The organism is Actinomadura sp. 9N215, assembly GCF_044326345.1.
GTDB lineage: Bacteria > Actinomycetota > Actinomycetes > Streptosporangiales > Streptosporangiaceae > Spirillospora.
Genome location: NZ_JBIRBA010000013.1, coordinates 212,389 through 229,620, shown reverse-complemented (window position 1 = coordinate 229,620; position 17,232 = coordinate 212,389). Strand labels below are relative to the sequence as shown.

Sequence of the window (17,232 nt, the reverse complement as noted above, 5' to 3'; positions counted from 1 at the left end):
TCCTCTCCCGCTCCGGGCCAGCCGAACCTATACTCTTTGATGCCGGGCGGAGCGGATTTGTGCCCGGCAAATGCTCAAATTTTCCACCGGCCGCCCCGGCCGGTATCGGGGCACGGGGGTTGTGAATGGCGAGCCGGATTCCCCTCACCGCCGCCGATCCCACCCGGCTCGGCGGCTGGGAGCTGCTCGGCCGGATCGGCACCGGCGGCCAGGGTGTCGTCTACCTCGGCCGTCCCGCCGGGCCCGGGCCCGCCCCCCGCGGAGGGACGGCCCCCCACGGCCCCCGGAACGCGTCCCATCGCGTCGCCGTCAAGCTCCTGCACGCGCGGCTGCTCGGCAACGCCGACGCGCGGGAGCGGTTCGTCCGCGAGCTGGCCCTCCTCCAGCGCGTCGCCGGGTTCTGCACCGCGCAGATGCTCGACGCCGACACGGCCGGCGACCGGCCCTACATCGTCAGCGAGTACGTGCCCGGCCCTTCGCTGCGCAGCCTCGTCCAGGAGCGGGGCCCGCGCACCGGCGCCGACCTCGACCGCCTCGCGATCAGCTCGGTGACGGCGCTGTCGGCGATCCACCGCGCGAACGTGGTGCACCGCGACCTCAAGCCGCAGAACGTCCTGATGGGCCCGGACGGCCCGCGCGTGATCGACTTCGGCATCGCCCGCGCGTTCGACACGAACGCCACCATGACCAGCCAGGTCGTCGGCACCCCCGCGTACATGGCGCCGGAGCAGTTCACCGGCCGGGTCGTCCCCGCGACGGACCTGTTCGCCTGGGCGGGCACCCTGCTGTTCGCCGCCACCGGGCGCGATCCGTTCGCCGGCGGTCCGCTGCCCGCCGTCATGTACCGGATCATGAACGAGACGCCCGACCTGAGCGCCCTGCCCGGCCCGCTCGCCGACGTCGCCGCCGCCTGCCTCGCCAAGGACCCGAAGGCCCGCCCGTCCTCGGAGGACGTCCTGCTCTGGCTCCTCGGCGAACGCGAGCGGCACGCCCGGCTGGGGACCGCGCACGAACGCCTGCCCGGCCCCGCCGCCGCCCAGCCCGCGCCCTCGCCGCCGTCCGCGCCGGGCGGCGAGACCTTCCGGGACGCCGACCCGGCAACGATCCGGCAACCGCCCCCGGACAGGACGCCGCCGGGCACGGCGCCGTTCGTCCACGACTCGGAGCCGCGGCGATCGGAGTGGCCGCAGGCGGTCCCGCCGGCCCCGCCACAGCCGTCCCTGCCGTCCCAGCCGCCCGCGCCGCACCGGACGCTGCGGCGGAGCCCGGCGTTGAGCGCCGGGCTGGTCCTCGCCGGGCTGCTCGCCGCCCTGGACGTCGCCGCGCTCGCCGTCCTCATCGCCATGCCGTCCCTCACCGAGGGCGACCGGGGCGCCCTGCTGCCCGTCGTGGCCGCGTCGTTCGCGGTGGTGGCCGTGGTCACGCTGGTGGCGGTGATCCTCGCCTGGCGCGGCAGCCGCCCCGCCGCGTGGACGGTGATGGCCGCGCGCGTCGCCCGCATCGCGATGTGGGGCGCGTGGGGCGCGCTCGTCCAGATCCAGGCGTCCGCGCTGGCCGGGCACGCCGTGCTGACCGCGATCGTCGTGATCCTGCTGGCACGCGGCCTGTCCCGCTCACCCCGCTGACGCGGCCGGGCTCACGCCGAGCCGGGGTGTCGCTCCGACCATTCCTTCAGGTCGCGGCGCTCGATCGCGGCGGCCATCAGGCCGGGGAACGCGTCCGGCGTGCACGCGAACGCCGGGACGTCCAGCGCGGCCAGCGCCGCCGCGTTCTCGTGGTCGTAGGCGGGCGCGCCCTCGTCCGACAGCGCGAGCAGCACGACGACCTGCACGCCCGCCGCCGTCAGCGCCGCCACCCGCCGCAGCAGCTCGTCCCGGATCCCGCCCTCGTAGAGGTCGCTGATCAGCACGAGGATCGTGTCGTTCGGGCGCGTCACGAGGCTCTGGCAGTACGCGACGGCCCGGTTGATGTCGGTGCCGCCGCCGAGCTGGGTGCCGAACAGCACCTCCACCGGGTCGTGCAGCTGGTCGGTCAGGTCGACGACGTTCGTGTCGAACACGACGAGGGACGTCCGCAGCGACCGCATCGACGCCAGCACCGCGCCGAACACGCTCGCGTACACCACCGACGCCGCCATCGACCCGCTCTGGTCGATCGCCAGGACCACGTCCCGCTTGACGGCCTGCTGCCGCCGCCCGTACCCGATCAGCCGCTCCGGGACGAGCGTCCCGTGCTCGGGCAGGTAGTTCCGCAGGTTCGCGCGGATCGTCCGCTCCCAGTCGACGTCGGCGAGCCGCTTCGGCCGCAGCACCCGCGCCGACCGGTCCAGCGCGCCGCCGACCGCCGACCGCGTCTTCTGCGCGAGCCGCCGCTCCAGGTCGTGGACGACCTTCCGCACCACCGCGCGCGCCGACTCGCGGGCCCGGTCGGGCAGCACCTTGTTCAGCGACAGCAGCGTCCCGACCAGGTGGACGTCCGGTTCGACGGCGTCCAGCATCTCGGGCTCGATCAGCAGCCGGGTCAGGTCGAGGCGCTCGATCGCGTCCTTCTGCATGACCTGCACCACGCTGGACGGGAAGTACGCGCGGATGTCGCCGAGCCACCGCGCCACCGAGGGCGCGGAATCGCCGAGCCCGGCGCTCCGCCGTCCCGGCCGGGGGCGTCCGTCGTCGTCGCCGGTCCCGTAGAGCTTCTCCAGCGCGCCGTCCATCCGCACGTCGTCGCCGGCGAGCGACACGCCCGTCCCGTCGGACTTCTCGCCGCCGAGCACCAGCCGCCACCGCCGCAGCCGCTCGTTCTCGGGCATCGCCCCATCGGTCACGGTCATCGCTCCCATCCGAGGATGTGCAGGGTCGTGGCGGTGGCCGGGGCGGCGCGGGCCCCGTCGACGTCGTCCTCGGGCGGACGGGACGAAGCCGCGGGCGCGCGGTCGAGGCGGCGCAACTGCTCGCCGATGGCGCGGCGCTCCGCGGACGCGTACGCCCCGAAGGTGCGGCGCAGCAGCGGCAGGACGTCGGTGAACGAGTCGCCGGGCAGCCCGGAGATCCAGCCGTCGACGAGGCGGAGGAGCGTCTCGTCGTGCATGAGCAGCAGGGCGCCTCCGGACAGGAAGCCCTCGACCCAGGCGGCGGCCCGGGCGGGCGGGGTGCCCGTGGACACGGCCCGCGCCATCCGGTCGGGGACGTCGTGCAGGCGGCCCGCGTCGAGGAGGAGGCGGGTGAGGCGCCCCTCGATCAGGCCGTGCAGGGTGTCGGGACGGGAGAGCAGGCCCTCCAGCGTGCGGCGCCAGCGCTCGATGTGGTCGTCGTCGGCGAGCAGCGCCAGCGCGCCGTGCACGGCGTCGACGTGGCCGAGGAACTCGCGGGCGGCGTCGTCGTCCAGGCCGGTGATCGCCGGTGGCAGGCCGACGCAGACGCGGACCACGAGGCCGTCCACGACCGTGCGGAGCGGGCCCGTGGACGTGCCGCGCACATCCCCGTACCGCAGCGCCCTGACCAGCGCGGGCATCGCCGACATCAGGTGCGCGACGTCCGTGTCGACGGCGGCCCGGTCGGCGAGCGCCTGCATGACGGTGGGCAGCGCGTCGCCGAGATCGGCGAGCAGGCAGCGCTCAGCCACGGACGTCAGGTCGGCGAGCGCGGTCGCCTGGGTGGCGAGCGCCTTGGCCCGGGCCGTCGTCGCGCCGCGGACGGTCGTGCCCCACGCGCTCGCCTCGATCAGCTCGACGTCGAACTCGGGACGCCAGACGAGCGTCCACGTCTCGCGGAACGTGCCCTTGGAGCGGCCGGTGTCGGCAGGGACGCCCCAGTCGACGTCCAGGAGGCGGAGCCGGTGCAGCAGCCGGCTGCGCTCAAGATCGGTCGGTTTGCGCAGGTCGAGGTCCTGCTCCTTGTCGAGCGCGGACGGCTTGAGCCGCAGCCGCCGCTGCTCGGCCTGAAGGTCGCGCTGGAGCGGCACCATCGGCGTCCGCTCCGGGACGGCGCCGAGCCGCTCCCCGACCACCATCCGCTTCTGGATCAGCTCGACGGGCAGGTCGGCGCCCTCGCACAGCACCGCCCGCGTCGCCTCGGTCACCTCGTCCAGCCCGGCGAGGGGACGGCCGCGCAGCGCGGCGAGCGCCTCGGCCAGCCGCACCGCCTCGATCACGTGCGCGGACGAGACGTGCAGGTCCTCGTCGCGCAGGACGCGGGCGGCGGCCGTCAGCCACCGCTCGATCGGACGGTCCCGCGCCGCGAAAAGATGGTGGTACCAGCCGGGCGACCGGACCCCGGCCCCGTAGCCGGAGTGCCCCGCGAGCCGCCCGTGCGTCCACGGCACCCACGTCATCGCGATCTTGGCCTTGGGCAGGCCGCGCAGCGTCCGGTCGTCGTGCGCCGCCGGGACCTTCGCCCGCAGGGCCGGGACGTGCCACGCCCCGCATACCACCGCGACCCGCTCGTGCCCCTCCTTGAGGGTGCGGCGCAGCGTCCGCCGCATATGGGCCTCGCGCTGCTCCTCGCGCCGCAGATGCCCGGGCGGCAGCCCGGCGGACGCCGCCCCCTCCGGCAGCCCGGCCAGCTGCTCGCGCAGCTCCGTCATGGCCTCCGCGATCGCGGGGAACGGCGCCTCCTCGGGCAGGCGCCCGCCGCCGCGGTGCTCGACGACGTCGTCCCACCAGCGTTCGGCGTCGTCGTACCCGGCGGCCTTCGCGAGCCAGCCGAGCGGGTCGAGCCGGATCCCCTCCTCCGCCGCCTCACCGCCCTCTTCGGCCTTCTCCGCTTCGTCCTCGCCGGTCGGGACGAGCTGGTGCGCCGCCGGAAGATCGCAGAAGCGGACGGGCACGCCCGCGCCGAGCCCGTACCGGATCGCCTGCCATTCCGGGCTGAACTCGGCGAACGGCCAGAACGCCGCCTTCCGGTCGCCGCCGTCGCCCTTACCGGAGTCCGGCGACGTGGCGGGGGAGTAGGCGAGCAGCGCGACCGGCGGCACCATGCCCGGGTCGCCGGCCAGCTCCACGATCGGGTCGGCCTCGGGCGGGCCCTCGATGAGCACCGCGTCCGGCTTGAACTCCTCCAGGGCGCCGCGCAGCGCCCGCGCCGAGCCGGGCCCGTGGTGCCGGACCCCGTAGACCTCGACGTGGCTCAAGACACCTCCCGGCAGGCGCGGTAGAAGTCCCGCCATTCCGGACGGTCCCGCACGACGGCCTCCAGGTACTCCTGCCACACCACCCGGTCGGACACCGGGTCCTGGACGACGGCGCCCACGATCCCGCCCGCCACGTCCGCGGCGCGCAGCACGCCGTCGCCGAAGTGCGCGGCCAGCGCCAGCCCGCTCGTGATCACCGAGATGGCCTCGGCGGTGCTGAGCGTCGCGCTGGGCGACTTGAGCTTGGTCCGCCCGTCGCCCGTCACACCGGAGCGCAGCTCGCGGAACACGGTGACGACGCGGCGGATCTCCTCCAGCCCCGCCGGGGACTCGGGCAACTCAAGGCCGGCGCCGATCTGGTCGACGCGGCGGGCCACGATGTCGACCTCGTCCTCGACGGACTCGGGCAGCGGCAGCACGACCGTGTTGAACCGGCGGCGCAGCGCGCTGGACAGCTCGTTCACGCCCCGGTCGCGGTCGTTCGCGGTCGCGATGACCGTGAAGCCCTTGCGCGCCTGCACCTCGGTGTTCAGCTCCGGGACGGGCAGCGTCTTCTCCGACAGGACGGTGATCAGGCTGTCCTGGACGTCCGACGGCATCCGGGTCAGCTCCTCGACGCGGGCGACCGTGCCGCGCCGCATCGCCCGCATCATCGGGCTCTCCACCAGCGCCTTCTCGGACGGCCCCTCGGCGAGCAGCCGCGCGTAGTTCCACCCGTACCGGACGGCCTCCTCCGACGTGCCCGCCGTCCCCTGGACGAGCAGCGTGGAGTCGCCGCTGACGGCGGCCGCGAGATGCTCCGACACCCACGTCTTCGCCGTCCCCGGCACGCCGAGCAGCAGCAGCGCCCGGTCGGTGGCGAGCGTCGCGACCGCGACCTCCATCAGCCGGCGCGGCCCCACGTACTTCGGGCTGATCGCCGTGCCGTCGGGCAGCTCGCCGCCCAGCAGGTACGTGGTGACGGCCCACGGCGACAGCCGCCAGCCGGGCGGGCGGGGCCGGTCGTCGTGCTCGGCCAGCCGCGCCAGCTCCCCGGCGTGCTCCTGCTCGGCGTGCGGCCGCAGAACGGCGTCCGCCTCTCCGGCGGGACGACCCCCCAGGCCCCCCGGCGCATTCTCTTCGGTCACTGGTTGAGCTCCTTCAGCATCTCGTCGCGGAATCGCAAGGTGGCGGTCAGTTCGGTCACGGCCCGCGGGACCGCCGGTTCCAGGACGTCGAGCCGGGACGCGGCGGCCGGGTCGAGCCGCAGGTCGGCGATCCGGCACAGCTGCGTGATCAGGTGCTCGTCGCGCCGGGTGGCCCGCTCCGCCGAGGCGGCGAGCGTCGCGACGACCGCCGACGCGAGCGCGCCCGTCCACGGCCCGGGCACGCGCTCCAGCACCCGCAGCAGGTCGGGCTGCCCCTCCACCCACCTGATCAGGTCGGCCGCCGCCGCGTCGCGCTCCGCCTCAGGCAGGACGGACAGCAGGTCGGCGAGCGCCTCGGGCTCGTCCACCATGACGCCGCCCTTGAGCAGCGCGCGGGCCCAGCCGGCGTCGCGCTGGCCGAGCGCGGCGCGGGCCCACCCGATGTGGACGTCCCGCCCCTCGGACTCCGAGACCGGGAGACACACGATCTCCATCGGTGGCAGCGCGAACAGCTCCGTCCAGGTCGACAGGGGCGTGCGGGCGAGGATCTCGCGCAGCCACGCCGCCCGCGTGCCGACCGGCGCGCCGCCGCTCCGCGGCGCGAACGATCCGCTCGGATGGAACGGGACGCCGTCGCGCGCCAGGTCGTCGCCGTGGGCGTGCGGCGGCTCGACGCGGATCCAGGTCTGCTTCCGGCCGCGCGCGACGCGTGTCTCGGCGGTGAGGCAGGCGCGGGCGCGCGCGGCCATCCGCTCCCCGTACGCCGATCCGGGCATGCGGGCGAGCAGGTCGGACGCGAGCTGCCTGACGTCCTTGCCGCGATCCTCCAGCGCCGATTCGAGGAACTCCTCGTCGTCCGGCGACAGCCCGTGCTCGAACGTCGCGAGGAACGCCGCCCGGTCGGGCGCGGGCTCCGTCGCCCACGTCGCGCGCAGCAGCTCCCGCGCCTTGGCCGGCTCGGTGGCGCGGAGCCCGGTCAGGTAGGCCACGCGCCGGTTGCGCGTGCCCGTCTCCCACACCTCGGGGCCGCCGCCGGGATCGTCGCCGGAGCCCACCAGGTACGCCCAGTCGGTGTTCTGCAGGGCCAGCCACACGCCGCGCCGCCCGGCAGCCCGCGCGATCGGCGGCCGCAGGATCCGGTCGCCGCGCCCGCGTTCGAGCAGGTCGGGCAGCGATTGCGCGGGGACGCGGAAGCCGCGGCGGGCCACCGCGTCCAGCCATTCGGGCAGCACCCGGATCTGCTCGCCGCTGAGGATCCGCCGCAGCCGCGCCGCCGCCGGGCCCGGCACGACCGGGACGTCCTCCACCGGGGCGAGCGCCACCGGCTCGGGCGCCTCGACCGAAGGGACCAGCCCCGCCCGCCGCCGGACGGCCAGCACCGCCGCCTGGTCGAGCAGCCGCCCGGGCTTGTCGCCCATGTCGGCGGGCGCGTCCGGCAGGACGGGCGGGTCGCGGCGCTCCGTGCCGAGCAGCGCGGCGGTGACGTGCTCGTTCCACGCGGTCACAGGACCACCGTCCCCTCGTCGTCGTGCCATGCGGCCAGCGGGCGCAGGCCGCGCGCGCTCCACTCGCCGGCCAGCGTGACCGGACCGCCGCCCGACAGCGCGAGCAGCCGCCACGGGTCGCCCAGCCGGAGCGGCAGCGCGTCACCGGCGCCGTCGACCACGGCCAGGTCGCCGTTCGCGGACCGGGCCAGGCGCACGTCCTCCAGCGTCACGGGCCAGCGGCCGAGCCACGGGTCCCGCGCGACGGCGGCGGCGTGCTCGTCCAGGAACCCCTGGACGGACGTCCCGGCGGGCCTGCCCGGCGCCGCCGCCCCGTGCCGCTCGGCGACCAGGGCCCGCAGCGGCGGCGAACCCGGATAGAACGCCAGCTCCGCGTCGACCTCCGTGCCCACGAGGAGCGACGCGTCCAGGGACATGCCCGGCGCGGCGAAGGACAACACGAGCGCCGGACGCCGCGTCCGCCGCCCCAGCAGCCATATCCGGCGCGTCGTCAGGAGGTCCTGCGCGGTGTCGCGCGAGCCGGTCACCCACCAGTCGTCCCGGACGCGCTCCCCGCCCGCCAGCACGTCCTCCTGCGGGACGGTGAACCCGACATGCGACCGGACGGTGCCGCGCAGCCCGTTCGACAGCTCGTCACGCCGCCGGTACGCCCGCACCAGCAGCCGCAGCAGCGCGTACTCCTCCAGCAGCCGGTCGGGCCAGCCGGGCTGACGGGGGATCGCCGCGAGGCCCTTGACCTGCCCGGCCAGCGCGCCCGCCTGCGCGTCGACGAGCCGCCGGGCCGCATCGTCCCACACCCGGTAGGGGGCCTTCTCCGCCTGCGCGAGGCCGTGCGCGACCTGGTCGCGGAGCCACTGGTCGAGCTCGGCGAGCCCGTCGTCGACGCGCCGCTCCCGCCGCTCGACGGTCTTCGGGTCCCTGGTTTTGGCGGCCGACACGGCACGCCGCTGCGCCGTCTTGTCAGCGCGCTCCCGCCGCTCCTCGATCCACTCGGCCGTCCATGCCGGACGCGGCCCGGGGCCGACCGTCCCGTCCGCCCAGAGCAGGAGCAGCCCCAGCGCGTGCTTGCAGGGGAACTTACGGCTCGGGCAGGTGCACCGGAACGCGGGCTCGGTCAGGTCGGCGGACGTCCGGTAGACGGACTTGCCGCTGCCCTGGCACTCGCCCCACACGGCCTCGCCGTCGCAGCCCGTCCCGGCCCACCTGCCCGGCTTGGCGACGCCGCCCGCCGCCTTCGCGGACGGCGCGTCGGGCGCGAGGCCGAGCACCTGCCGCCGGTCCCATCGATCGCTCACACCATCGAAACTATCGGCGCCCTAGGACAAACCGCAGCAGCCGCCGATCACGGCGCGGACGTGCCGGAGAAGTCGGGCATGGACAGGCCGTCCGGGACGAGGAGGACGCCTCCGGCCAGCAGCGCGACCAGCGCGGTCGCGCCGAACAGGCCCACCCACGCCAGGCCGGGGACGCCGGTGAGGTTCGCGAGCTGGTCGGCGTCCGAGCTCGGCGCCATCCGCTGGGCGCGCATCCGCTGCAGCTCGATCACCGGACGGGTCGCCGCCAGCAGCAGGAACCAGGCCGCCAGGTAGGCGAACCCGGCCTGCACCTCGGCGCTGCCCAGCCACGACACCGCGAAGATGACCGCGCCGGTGACGATCACCGACAGCGCGCCGTAGGCGTTGCGGATCATGACGAGCATCCCCGCGAGCAGGGCCAGCGAGAACCACAGCATCAGCGTGATGCGGCCGTCGGCGAGGAGCAGCGCGAAGAACAGGCCGAGCAGCGGCGGCGTCAGATACCCCGCCATCGCCGTGAAGATCATGCCGGGGCCGTGCGGCTTGCCGCGCGAGACGGTCACGCCCGAGGTGTCGGAGTGCAGCTTGATGCCGTCCAGCTTCCGGCCGGTGACCAGGGCGATCAGCGCGTGCCCGCCCTCGTGCGCGATCGTCACGGTGTTCCGCGCGATCCGCCAGGTGGGCCCGTGGACGACCGAGCCGAGCGCCACCACGCCGACGAGGACGACCAGCCACAACGGGGGGTCGGGCTGGGTGCCCGTCACGCGGTCCCACAGGTCGCCGATGCTGATGTCGTCCACGTCCACCTCGGAAGTCGTCGTCGCGATGCCCAACCTTAGGACGTCGCGGATAACGTTCGCGTTCGGTTCGGCGCGGTGCGGATCCGGCGGGGTCCGCAGATGTGACCTATGTCATGCCGCGCCACCCGTAACCCGCCGTGTTACGCCGTATCACCAGGTGAGATCTTCGTGAATCCCGTTACGGCGCGCCCCTCATTACGGTTATGGTGCCCTTCGCGCCGAGGTTGGTGGCTCCCGATCAGCGGCGCGACGAGAGGGTGACGGGGATTGAACGGGGACCGATCCTCCGCGCCCGCCCATGGGCGGCGCGGAATATTCCATTATTTCCGGCGCGACAGTTTGACGGGGCAGATCGCGGCCGGGCTCGTCGGGGTGCTCTGCGTGAGCGCGCTCGTGTACGGGGTGGGCACGGCCAGCGCCCGGTACAAGCTCGCGGACGTCGGCGCCTGGCTGAGCGCGAGCGCCAAGGGCATCGTCGTGCACGCCAACGGGCTGGCGGGCAAGGTCGATGGGAAGGCGGCCGTGGTCCCGCAGATGCGCGGCCACAACATCAAGATCGTCCAGGACGGCACGACCGTGCTGCTGGTCGACCAGGACACCGGCGTCGTGAGCCGGATCGACCCGTCCCAGCTCAAGATCACGGGCAGCCGTCCGGTCGGCGGGCCGGGGCTGCAGGTCGTCGCCGGGGCCGGGGCCGCGTACACGATCGACGCGGTCAAGGGCTCCGTCCAGCGGATCGACCCGCTGAAGCTCACACCGGTCGGGCCGTCCGCGACGCTCACCGCGCCGCTCGGCCAGGCGGGCATCGACGCCGACGGGGCGCTGTGGGTGCCCGTCCCGCAGACGGGCGAGGTCGTCCCGTTCCGGGACGGCGGCAAGGCCGCGCCTGTCGCCGTGGGCAAGCCAGGCGACCGTCTCGCGCTGACGATCGCCGCGGGGCGGCCGGTGGTCGTCGACAGCACGTCCGCGACAGCGCTGATCGTCCGGCCCGAGGGCACGCAGCGGATCAACCTGCCCGCGCCCGTCGCTAAGACGCGGCACGGCGTCAAGGTCCCGGCCGTCGCCGACGGGCAGATCGTCCCGATGCTCGGCGCGGGCGGCGCGCTGTACCTGCTGGACACCGGCGTCGGACGCGTCGAGTCGGTCGCGCTGCGCATGCCGGACCACGCCTTCGAGCCGCCGCACGTGCTCGGTCCCCGCGTCTACCTGCCCGACCGCACGTCCGGGCAGCTGCTGGTCTTCAACACCGACCGGGGCGCCTGGGAGCGGCCGATCACGGCGACGCGGCCCGGCGGGACGATCGAGGTCCTCGTCCGCGACCACCTGCTGTGGGTGAACGACCCGAACGGCGCGGTCGCGTTCGCGTTCGACTCGAACGGCGGCGTCAAGCGCATCAAGAAGTACGAGGACAAGATCCCGGGTGGCGCGCGGCGTCCGCTGCCCGTCCAGCAGAACCCCGGCGGCGGGCAAGGCAACCGCAACGGGTCCGGTGGCGGCAGCGGCGGGTCGAACACCGTCCCGCCGCAGGGCAGGCCGCCGGTGAAGAAGGACCCGAGCGCCCCCGACCCGCCGACGCCCGCCGCGTCCGGCGACAACGGCTCCGTCAACGTGCGGTTCACGCCCGCCGCGCAGCCGCAGGGCGTCTACCCGGTGACCAGGTTCGTCCTGCTGGACCGGTCGGGCGCACCCGTCGCGGGCGCCAGCCCGGCCCAGTTCCCGGCGACCAGTTCCGGCGGGACGTTCAAGGTCGGCGGCCTGACCTGCGACACGACGACCCACATCTACAAGGTGGCCGCCGAGTACAAGGGCAAGGACGGCAGGCCCGCCTACAGCGAGTCCGGCGAGGTCGGCGCCACCGCCTGCACGGCCCCCGGCCCGCCGACGTCGCTGAACGCCAAGCCCGTCAACCACGGCGCCGACCTGACCTGGGGCAAGTCGTCCGGCTACGACGTCACCTACGAGATCACCTGGGACGGCGGCGGCCCGGCCAGCGGAAAGAACACCTCGCACGAGGTCAGGGGCCTGACCAACGGACGGACCTACACGCTCACCGTGACCGCCCGCAACGGCGCGGGCTCGTCCACGCCGGTGAGCGCCACCGCGAACCTCGACCCCGCCGCGCACGCCCAGACCTACAACGGGCACCACAACGACAGCACCACCACCAATCTGCGCTCCGGGCCGGGCACCACGTACGCGCAGGACGGCGAGTTCCCGAAGGGCTTCACCGGCGCGGTGAAGGTGATCTGCCAGCAGCAGGGCACCGGAGTCACCGACGACAACGACGCCAGCCGCAAGAGCGCCATCTGGGACAAGATCGAATACGACGGCAAGGTGCGCTGGGTCAGCGACCTGTACGTGGCCACCCCGGGGTCGAACTCGGGGACCTTCTCGTCGACGCTGTGGGGGTGCGTCTGATGACCGAGAACGCGGGAATGGACGCGGAGGCCCTGGTCGGCCGGTTCGCGCAGATGTTCGCGGCGCTGGCGGGCAACATCGAGCGGGTGGTGCGCGGCAAGCGGGAGAAGGTGGAGCTGGCGCTGATCTGCCTGCTGTCCGAGGGCCATCTGCTGGTCGAGGACGTCCCGGGCGTCGGCAAGACGACGCTGGCGCGGGCGATGTCGGCGTCGGTGGAGGCGAAGTGGACGCGGATCCAGTTCACGCCCGACCTGCTGCCCAGCGACATCACCGGCGTGTCGATCTTCAACCAGGGGACGAGCGCGTTCGAGTTCCACGCCGGGCCGATCTTCGCCAACCTCGCCGTCGCTGACGAGATCAACCGCGGATCGCCGAAGACGCAGTCGGCGCTGCTGGAGGTCATGGAGGAGCGCCGGGTGACGGTGGAGGGCACGCCGCATCCGGTGCCGCGCCCGTTCATGGTGATCGCGACGCAGAACCCCGTCGACATGGACGGCACGTACCCGCTCCCCGAGGCGCAGCTCGACCGGTTTCTGATGCGGATCTCCATGGGCTACCCCGACCACCAGGCGGAGGTGACGCTGCTCGCGGGCGCGCCGACCGGCGCGATGCTCGACCAGATGCCGCCGGTGATGGCCCGCGAGGACCTCGCCCGGATGATCGACTTCGCGCAGCGGCTGCATGTCGCGGCGCCGCTCTACGACTACCTGGTGCGGGTCGTCGCGGCGACCCGCGAGCACCCCGACCTGCGGCTCGGCGCGAGCCCGCGGGCCAGCATCGCGCTGCTGCGCGCGGCGCGGGTGCGGGCGGCGGCGGCCGGACGGTCGTACATCGTCCCGGAGGACGTGAAGGCGCTCGCCGTCCCGGTGATCGCGCACCGGCTGATCGTGACGCCGGAGGCGGAGCTGCGCGGCCGCACCGGCGCGGACATCGTCGGCGAAGCGCTGCAGAACGTGCCGACGCCGCAGGCGGCTGGGGTGTGACGTGCTGACGCCGCTCGGATGGGGGACGGCGGCCGTGTCGGCGCCGCTGTACGCGGCGGGCTGGTGGCTCGGCTATCCGGAGCCCGCGATGCTCGCGGTCACCGGGCTCGTCGCGGTCGCGGCCGCCGCACTGTGGACGCTGCCGCAGCCGAAGCTGGACGTCCGCCGGGAGATCGCGCCGACGAAGGTGGAGCGCGGCGAACCGGCCGTGGGCGTCCTGCACGTGACGAACAAGGGTCGCGGCGCGCGCGGGCTCAGCGCGCATGACGCGGCGGGCGCGGAGTCCGTCGCCGTGGACGTTCCGCGCCTGCGCCCCGGCGGGACGCGCTCGGTGACGTACCGGCTGCCGACGGAGCGGCGCGGCGAGATCCCCGTGGGGCCGCTGCGGCTGGTGCGGGCCGACCCGCTGCGGCTGGCCCGGCGGGTCCGCGAGTACGGGGCGCCGCAGATCCTGCTCGTCCGGCCGCGGACGGTGCGGCTGCCGCTGCTGCCGTCCGGCCGCGCCCACCACCTGGAGGGCCCGACCAGCGACAGGTCCCCGGCCGGGACGGCGACGTTCCACGCCCTGCGCGAGTACGTGATCGGCGACGAGCTGCGCCACATCCACTGGAAGTCGTCGGCGCGGACGGGCACGCTCATGGTCCGCCAGCTGGTGGACGCCAGCCTGCCCACGACCACGGTCGTGCTGGAGGCGCGGCCGGAGTCGTGGCCCGAGCCGGACGACTTCGAGCTGGCCGTGGACGCGGCGGCGTCGGTCGCTGCGGGCGCGGCGGCGGCGAACTTCCCGGTCCGGATCCTGACCGGGAACGGTCCGCTCGCCGACACGCGGGGCGGGCCCGACGACATGGAGATCGTCCTCGACAAGCTCACCTCCGTGACGACGCAGGCCGGGCCGCGGTCCACCGTGGACGCGGTGCGCCGTGTGCGCGGGGGCGGGTCGCTCGTCGTCGTCACGTCGGGTGCGGCGGAGCTGGGGCGGATCGCGTCCGTCCGGAGCCGGTTCGACCGGGTGGTGGTGCTGCGGGTCCGTCCGGAGGGGCCCGCGTCCGCGCCGCCCGGCGTCCACCTGGTCGACTTCGGTGACCTGGACGGTCTGGCGGACGCGTGGCGGCGGCTGGGGAGCGTCCGGTGACGCGCTACGTCTCGCTCGCCGTGACGTCCTGCCTGGTCGCCGTCGCCGGGTTGTCGTTCCAGCGCGTCTTCGGGCTCGGCCCGGTGCTGCCTGTCGCCGCCGTCGCCGCGGCCGTGCCGACCGTCCTGTGCGCGCTGCTTTCGGGCCCGCGCAAGGACAAGGGTCCGTGGCCGCTGTGGATCTCGCTGGTGCTGACCGTGGTCGCGTGGGCGGGCACGGTCGCGGTCACCGTCCTGCGGCCCGCGCTCAGCGGCGGGACGCTGCCGCAGGCGCTCCGCGAAGGCGTGCTCAGCTCGTGGAAGTCGATCCTGACGACGCTGCTGCCCGCACCGGCGAAGCCGGAGCTGCTCGTCCTGGTGAACGTGGTGGTGTGGCTGGCGGCGTTCGCGTCCGCCGAGCTGGCGCTGCGGACGTCGCTGCGGGCCGTCCCGTGCGTCCCGGCCCTCGCCGTGTGGGCGGTGTCCCTGCTGCTCGGGGTGGACGGCCCGGGCTCCAACGTGCCGCTCGCCGCCGCGACCGTGGTGCTGGTGGCGGTGCTGGTCCTCGTCCGCGCGGATCTCGCCGGAGGACGTGTCGCGTGGCGGCCGCTCGTCGTCGGCGTGCCCGCCGCCGCGCTGCTCGGCGGGCTGGCGTTCGCGGCCGGGCCGGTCGTCCCGGTGAGCGCCGATCCGTACAACCCGCGCGAGCAGGTACGGGCCCCGCCGCCGCAGCAGCGCGACAGCGTCAGCCCGCTCGACCGCGTCGGCGGCTGGCTGCTGAGCCCCGACCAGGTGATGTTCACCGTCCAGGCGCGGCGGAACGAGATCGCGCGGCTCGCCGTCCTCGACCGGTTCGACGGCGTGACGTGGTCGTCGACCGCCCGGTTCGTGCCGACCGGGAGGCGCGTGCCGGAAGGGCCGCGGCCGGGGAAGAAACACGAGGTCGCGCAGCGGATCACCATCCGGGACCTGCCGGGCGTGTGGGTGCCCGCCGCCGACCGGCCCCGGCAGGTCGACGGCCTCCCGGTCGTCGTCGACCCGGGCAGCGGCGCGCTCGCCGCCGCGCGGCCGCTCAGCCCGGGCCAGACGTACCGGGTCGAGTCCGTCGTGCCGGAATGGACCGCCGAAGACCTCGCCGACGCCGCGATCGCCGTCGACGCCGAGGCGAAGGCCGCGCGGGAACTGCCCTGGGGGCCGGGCGCGAAGGAGCCGCCCGTCCAGATCGCCGAGTTCCGCAAGTTCGCGGACGCGGCGACGCAGGGCGCGGTGTCGCCGATCCAGAAGGCCGCGATGCTCGCCGAGTACCTCAAGCGGTACGCCAGGTACGACGTGACCGCGCCGCCCGGCCACAGCTACCGGCAGCTGGACTACTTCCTCGGCGAGGGCCGCCGGGGCACGCCCGAGCACTTCGCGACCGCGTACGCGCTGCTCGCCAGGACGCTCGGGCTGCCGTCCCGGGTCGTGGTGGGCTTCGACGGCGGGAACCGGGTGGGCGACACCGTCCAGGTCCGTTCCGGGGACGTGATGGCGTGGCCCGAGCTCAAGTTCGACGGTCTCGGCTGGATCCGCTTCAACCCGCTCCCCGACAACGCGCGCCGCTCCAAGAAGAACGACGCGGTCGCGGCAGGGGAGACGGAGCAGAAGCTGGAGCAGGCGCAGAAGAACGCGGCGTCGCAGCAGCGCGGCCAAGGGCCGGGCAACACGCCGCAGAAGGGCCCTGAGAAACCGGCCGCGACTGGCGGCGAGCCCACACCGTGGTGGGTGTTCGCTTCGATCGCGGTGGCCGTCCTGCTCATCGGGTACGTGTTCGCCGTCCTGCTCGCCCCCGCCTTGCGCAGGCGTCGCCGCCGGACGGGGACGCCCGCCGCCCGCATCACCGGCGCCTGGCACCAGGCGCTCGACCACCTCGCGGACGTCGGCCTGTCCACCGCCCGGACGCTGACCGCGCACGAGGTCGCGTGCTATGGGGTGTCCAACGTCGGCGACGACGCGGACGGGCACCTGCGCCCGCTCGCCGACCTCGTCAACCGCAGCCGCTTCGCCGCGTCCCACCCGGAGCCGGACGCCGCCGACCGCGCCTGGCGGCACACCGACGAGCTCGGACGCCTCGTCACCGCCAAGGCCGGACGCGTCCGCCGGTTCCGCCGCCGCCTCCACCCGCGGTCCCTGAAAGACCGCCGCAGCGTTACGACGAGCAGCGTCAAGACAAAGGGAGGCTGACGGCGATCTCGCCGCCGAGGACGGCGCCCGTCTCCAGCTCCAGATCGTCGCCGCTCCAGAACCGGCCCGGGTCGAACCAGTTCGGGCGGCGGCCCTTCGGCAGCAGCCCCATCGACTGGTACGTCACCGCGACGATCTCCGCGCAGAACGCCGTCTCCATGGCGTCGGCGCCGCCGCGCGCCTCCCACTCCGCGGGACGCCGGACCGGCACCCGCCCGCGCAGCCACCGCGTCGCCAGCCTGGACGTCGAAGGGAACGGCGTGCCGTCCAGCCGAGCCACGGCCCGCAGCGCCGCGTCCTCCGTCCCCCTGGACGGCGGCGGGTCCAGCTGCCGCAGCCACGCCCGCTGCCCGTACCGGTTCCCCCACGCCAGGACGGCGTCGCGCAGGTCGTGGAGCTGCGCGCCGCGGTGGTGCCCGCCCGTCCACCTGTCCCGCAGCGACCGGCCGAGCTCGGCGTGCCACATCAGCGGCGGCAGGTCGTCGATGACCAGCGACATCCCGACATGGTTGACGGGGCTGTTCGTCGTCATCTGGATGGCGCGGTCCGCGACCGTCCGGCCGCGGAACAGCCACACGTCGCCCGTGCGGGTCAGGTCGGCGGCCTCGTCGAGGGAGATGCTCGTACCAGGCATGATCGATACCGTAGCC

General features: G+C 74.8%; 12 protein-coding genes. 5 read left to right on the top strand and 7 right to left on the bottom strand.

Translation table 11 applies throughout. The annotated features are described in order from the left end of the window. Positions 1-125 precede the first annotated feature (125 nt). Entirely contained in the window at positions 126-1,625 is a 1,500-nt protein-coding gene (locus ACH34T_RS22785; RefSeq protein WP_395994223.1) for a serine/threonine-protein kinase, read from the top strand. Positions 1,626-1,636: 11 nt separating this feature from the next. On the opposite strand, the gene ACH34T_RS22780 is transcribed toward ACH34T_RS22785, so the two are convergent. The 6 genes from ACH34T_RS22780 to ACH34T_RS22755 are packed head-to-tail and all read right to left on the bottom strand — an operon-like array spanning position 1,637 to position 9,857. Further along, positions 1,637-2,827 carry a VWA domain-containing protein gene (locus ACH34T_RS22780; protein ID WP_395994222.1) on the bottom strand — a complete coding sequence of 397 codons (1,191 nt, stop codon included), beginning with the start codon at positions 2,825-2,827 and terminating at the stop codon, positions 1,637-1,639. Continuing rightward, positions 2,824-5,160 carry a DUF5682 family protein gene (locus ACH34T_RS22775; RefSeq protein ID WP_395994221.1) on the bottom strand — a complete coding sequence of 779 codons (2,337 nt, stop codon included), beginning with the start codon at positions 5,158-5,160 and terminating at the stop codon, positions 2,824-2,826. The genes ACH34T_RS22780 and ACH34T_RS22775 overlap by 4 nt, the downstream gene beginning before the upstream one ends. Further along, positions 5,121-6,251, bottom strand: coding sequence for an AAA family ATPase (locus ACH34T_RS22770; protein WP_395994220.1), 1,131 nt, complete (start codon positions 6,249-6,251; stop codon positions 5,121-5,123). The genes ACH34T_RS22775 and ACH34T_RS22770 overlap by 40 nt, the downstream gene beginning before the upstream one ends. Continuing rightward, on the bottom strand, positions 6,248-7,756 hold the full coding sequence (locus ACH34T_RS22765; protein ID WP_395994218.1) for a DUF5691 domain-containing protein: 1,509 nt from the start codon (positions 7,754-7,756) through the stop codon (positions 6,248-6,250). The genes ACH34T_RS22770 and ACH34T_RS22765 overlap by 4 nt, the downstream gene beginning before the upstream one ends. Next, positions 7,753-9,051, bottom strand: a complete 1,299-nt coding sequence (locus ACH34T_RS22760; protein WP_395994217.1) for an SWIM zinc finger family protein — start codon at positions 9,049-9,051, stop codon at positions 7,753-7,755. Before ACH34T_RS22760 ends, ACH34T_RS22765 begins: the two co-directional genes overlap by 4 nt. A gap of 47 nt (positions 9,052-9,098) precedes the next feature. Further along, the gene (locus ACH34T_RS22755) at positions 9,099-9,857 is read right to left on the bottom strand and encodes a M50 family metallopeptidase (protein ID WP_395994216.1); all 759 of its coding nucleotides are present in this window, start codon (positions 9,855-9,857) and stop codon (positions 9,099-9,101) included. A gap of 375 nt (positions 9,858-10,232) precedes the next feature. Here ACH34T_RS22755 and ACH34T_RS22750 point away from each other — a divergent pair, with 375 nt between their 5' ends. Genes ACH34T_RS22750 through ACH34T_RS22735 form a run of 4 tightly spaced genes read left to right on the top strand, consistent with a single transcriptional unit; the run spans position 10,233 to position 16,582 of the window. Beyond that, a complete protein-coding gene (locus ACH34T_RS22750) occupies positions 10,233-12,269 on the top strand; it encodes a fibronectin type III domain-containing protein (RefSeq protein ID WP_395994215.1) in 2,037 nt (678 codons plus the stop codon). Further along, positions 12,269-13,252: an AAA family ATPase gene (locus tag ACH34T_RS22745; RefSeq protein ID WP_395994214.1), complete on the top strand. Its 984-nt coding sequence runs from the start codon at positions 12,269-12,271 to the stop codon at positions 13,250-13,252. Before ACH34T_RS22750 ends, ACH34T_RS22745 begins: the two co-directional genes overlap by 1 nt. Position 13,253: 1 nt before the next feature. Then, the gene (locus ACH34T_RS22740) at positions 13,254-14,384 is read left to right on the top strand and encodes a DUF58 domain-containing protein (RefSeq protein WP_395994213.1); all 1,131 of its coding nucleotides are present in this window, start codon (positions 13,254-13,256) and stop codon (positions 14,382-14,384) included. Then, positions 14,381-16,582, top strand: a complete 2,202-nt coding sequence (locus ACH34T_RS22735) for a DUF3488 and transglutaminase-like domain-containing protein (RefSeq protein WP_395994212.1) — start codon at positions 14,381-14,383, stop codon at positions 16,580-16,582. The genes ACH34T_RS22740 and ACH34T_RS22735 overlap by 4 nt, the downstream gene beginning before the upstream one ends. On the opposite strand, the gene ACH34T_RS22730 is transcribed toward ACH34T_RS22735, so the two are convergent. Further along, positions 16,563-17,216: a hypothetical protein gene (locus ACH34T_RS22730; RefSeq protein WP_395994211.1), complete on the bottom strand. Its 654-nt coding sequence runs from the start codon at positions 17,214-17,216 to the stop codon at positions 16,563-16,565. The two genes, ACH34T_RS22735 and ACH34T_RS22730, sit on opposite strands and share 20 nt — an antisense overlap. Positions 17,217-17,232: the final 16 nt, after the last annotated feature.

Excerpts from the sequence above, each read along its gene's own strand:
- ACH34T_RS22745 (WP_395994214.1), top strand. The coding sequence starts at position 12,269 with ATGACCGAGAACGCGGGAATGGACGCGGAGGCCCTGGTCGGCCGGTTC.
- ACH34T_RS22785 (WP_395994223.1), top strand. The coding sequence starts at position 126 with ATGGCGAGCCGGATTCCCCTCACCGCCGCCGATCCCACCCGGCTCGGC.
- ACH34T_RS22780 (WP_395994222.1), bottom strand. The coding sequence starts at position 2,827 with ATGACCGTGACCGATGGGGCGATGCCCGAGAACGAGCGGCTGCGGCGG.
- ACH34T_RS22730 (WP_395994211.1), bottom strand. The coding sequence starts at position 17,216 with ATGCCTGGTACGAGCATCTCCCTCGACGAGGCCGCCGACCTGACCCGC.
- ACH34T_RS22775 (WP_395994221.1), bottom strand. The coding sequence starts at position 5,160 with ATGGCGGGACTTCTACCGCGCCTGCCGGGAGGTGTCTTGAGCCACGTC.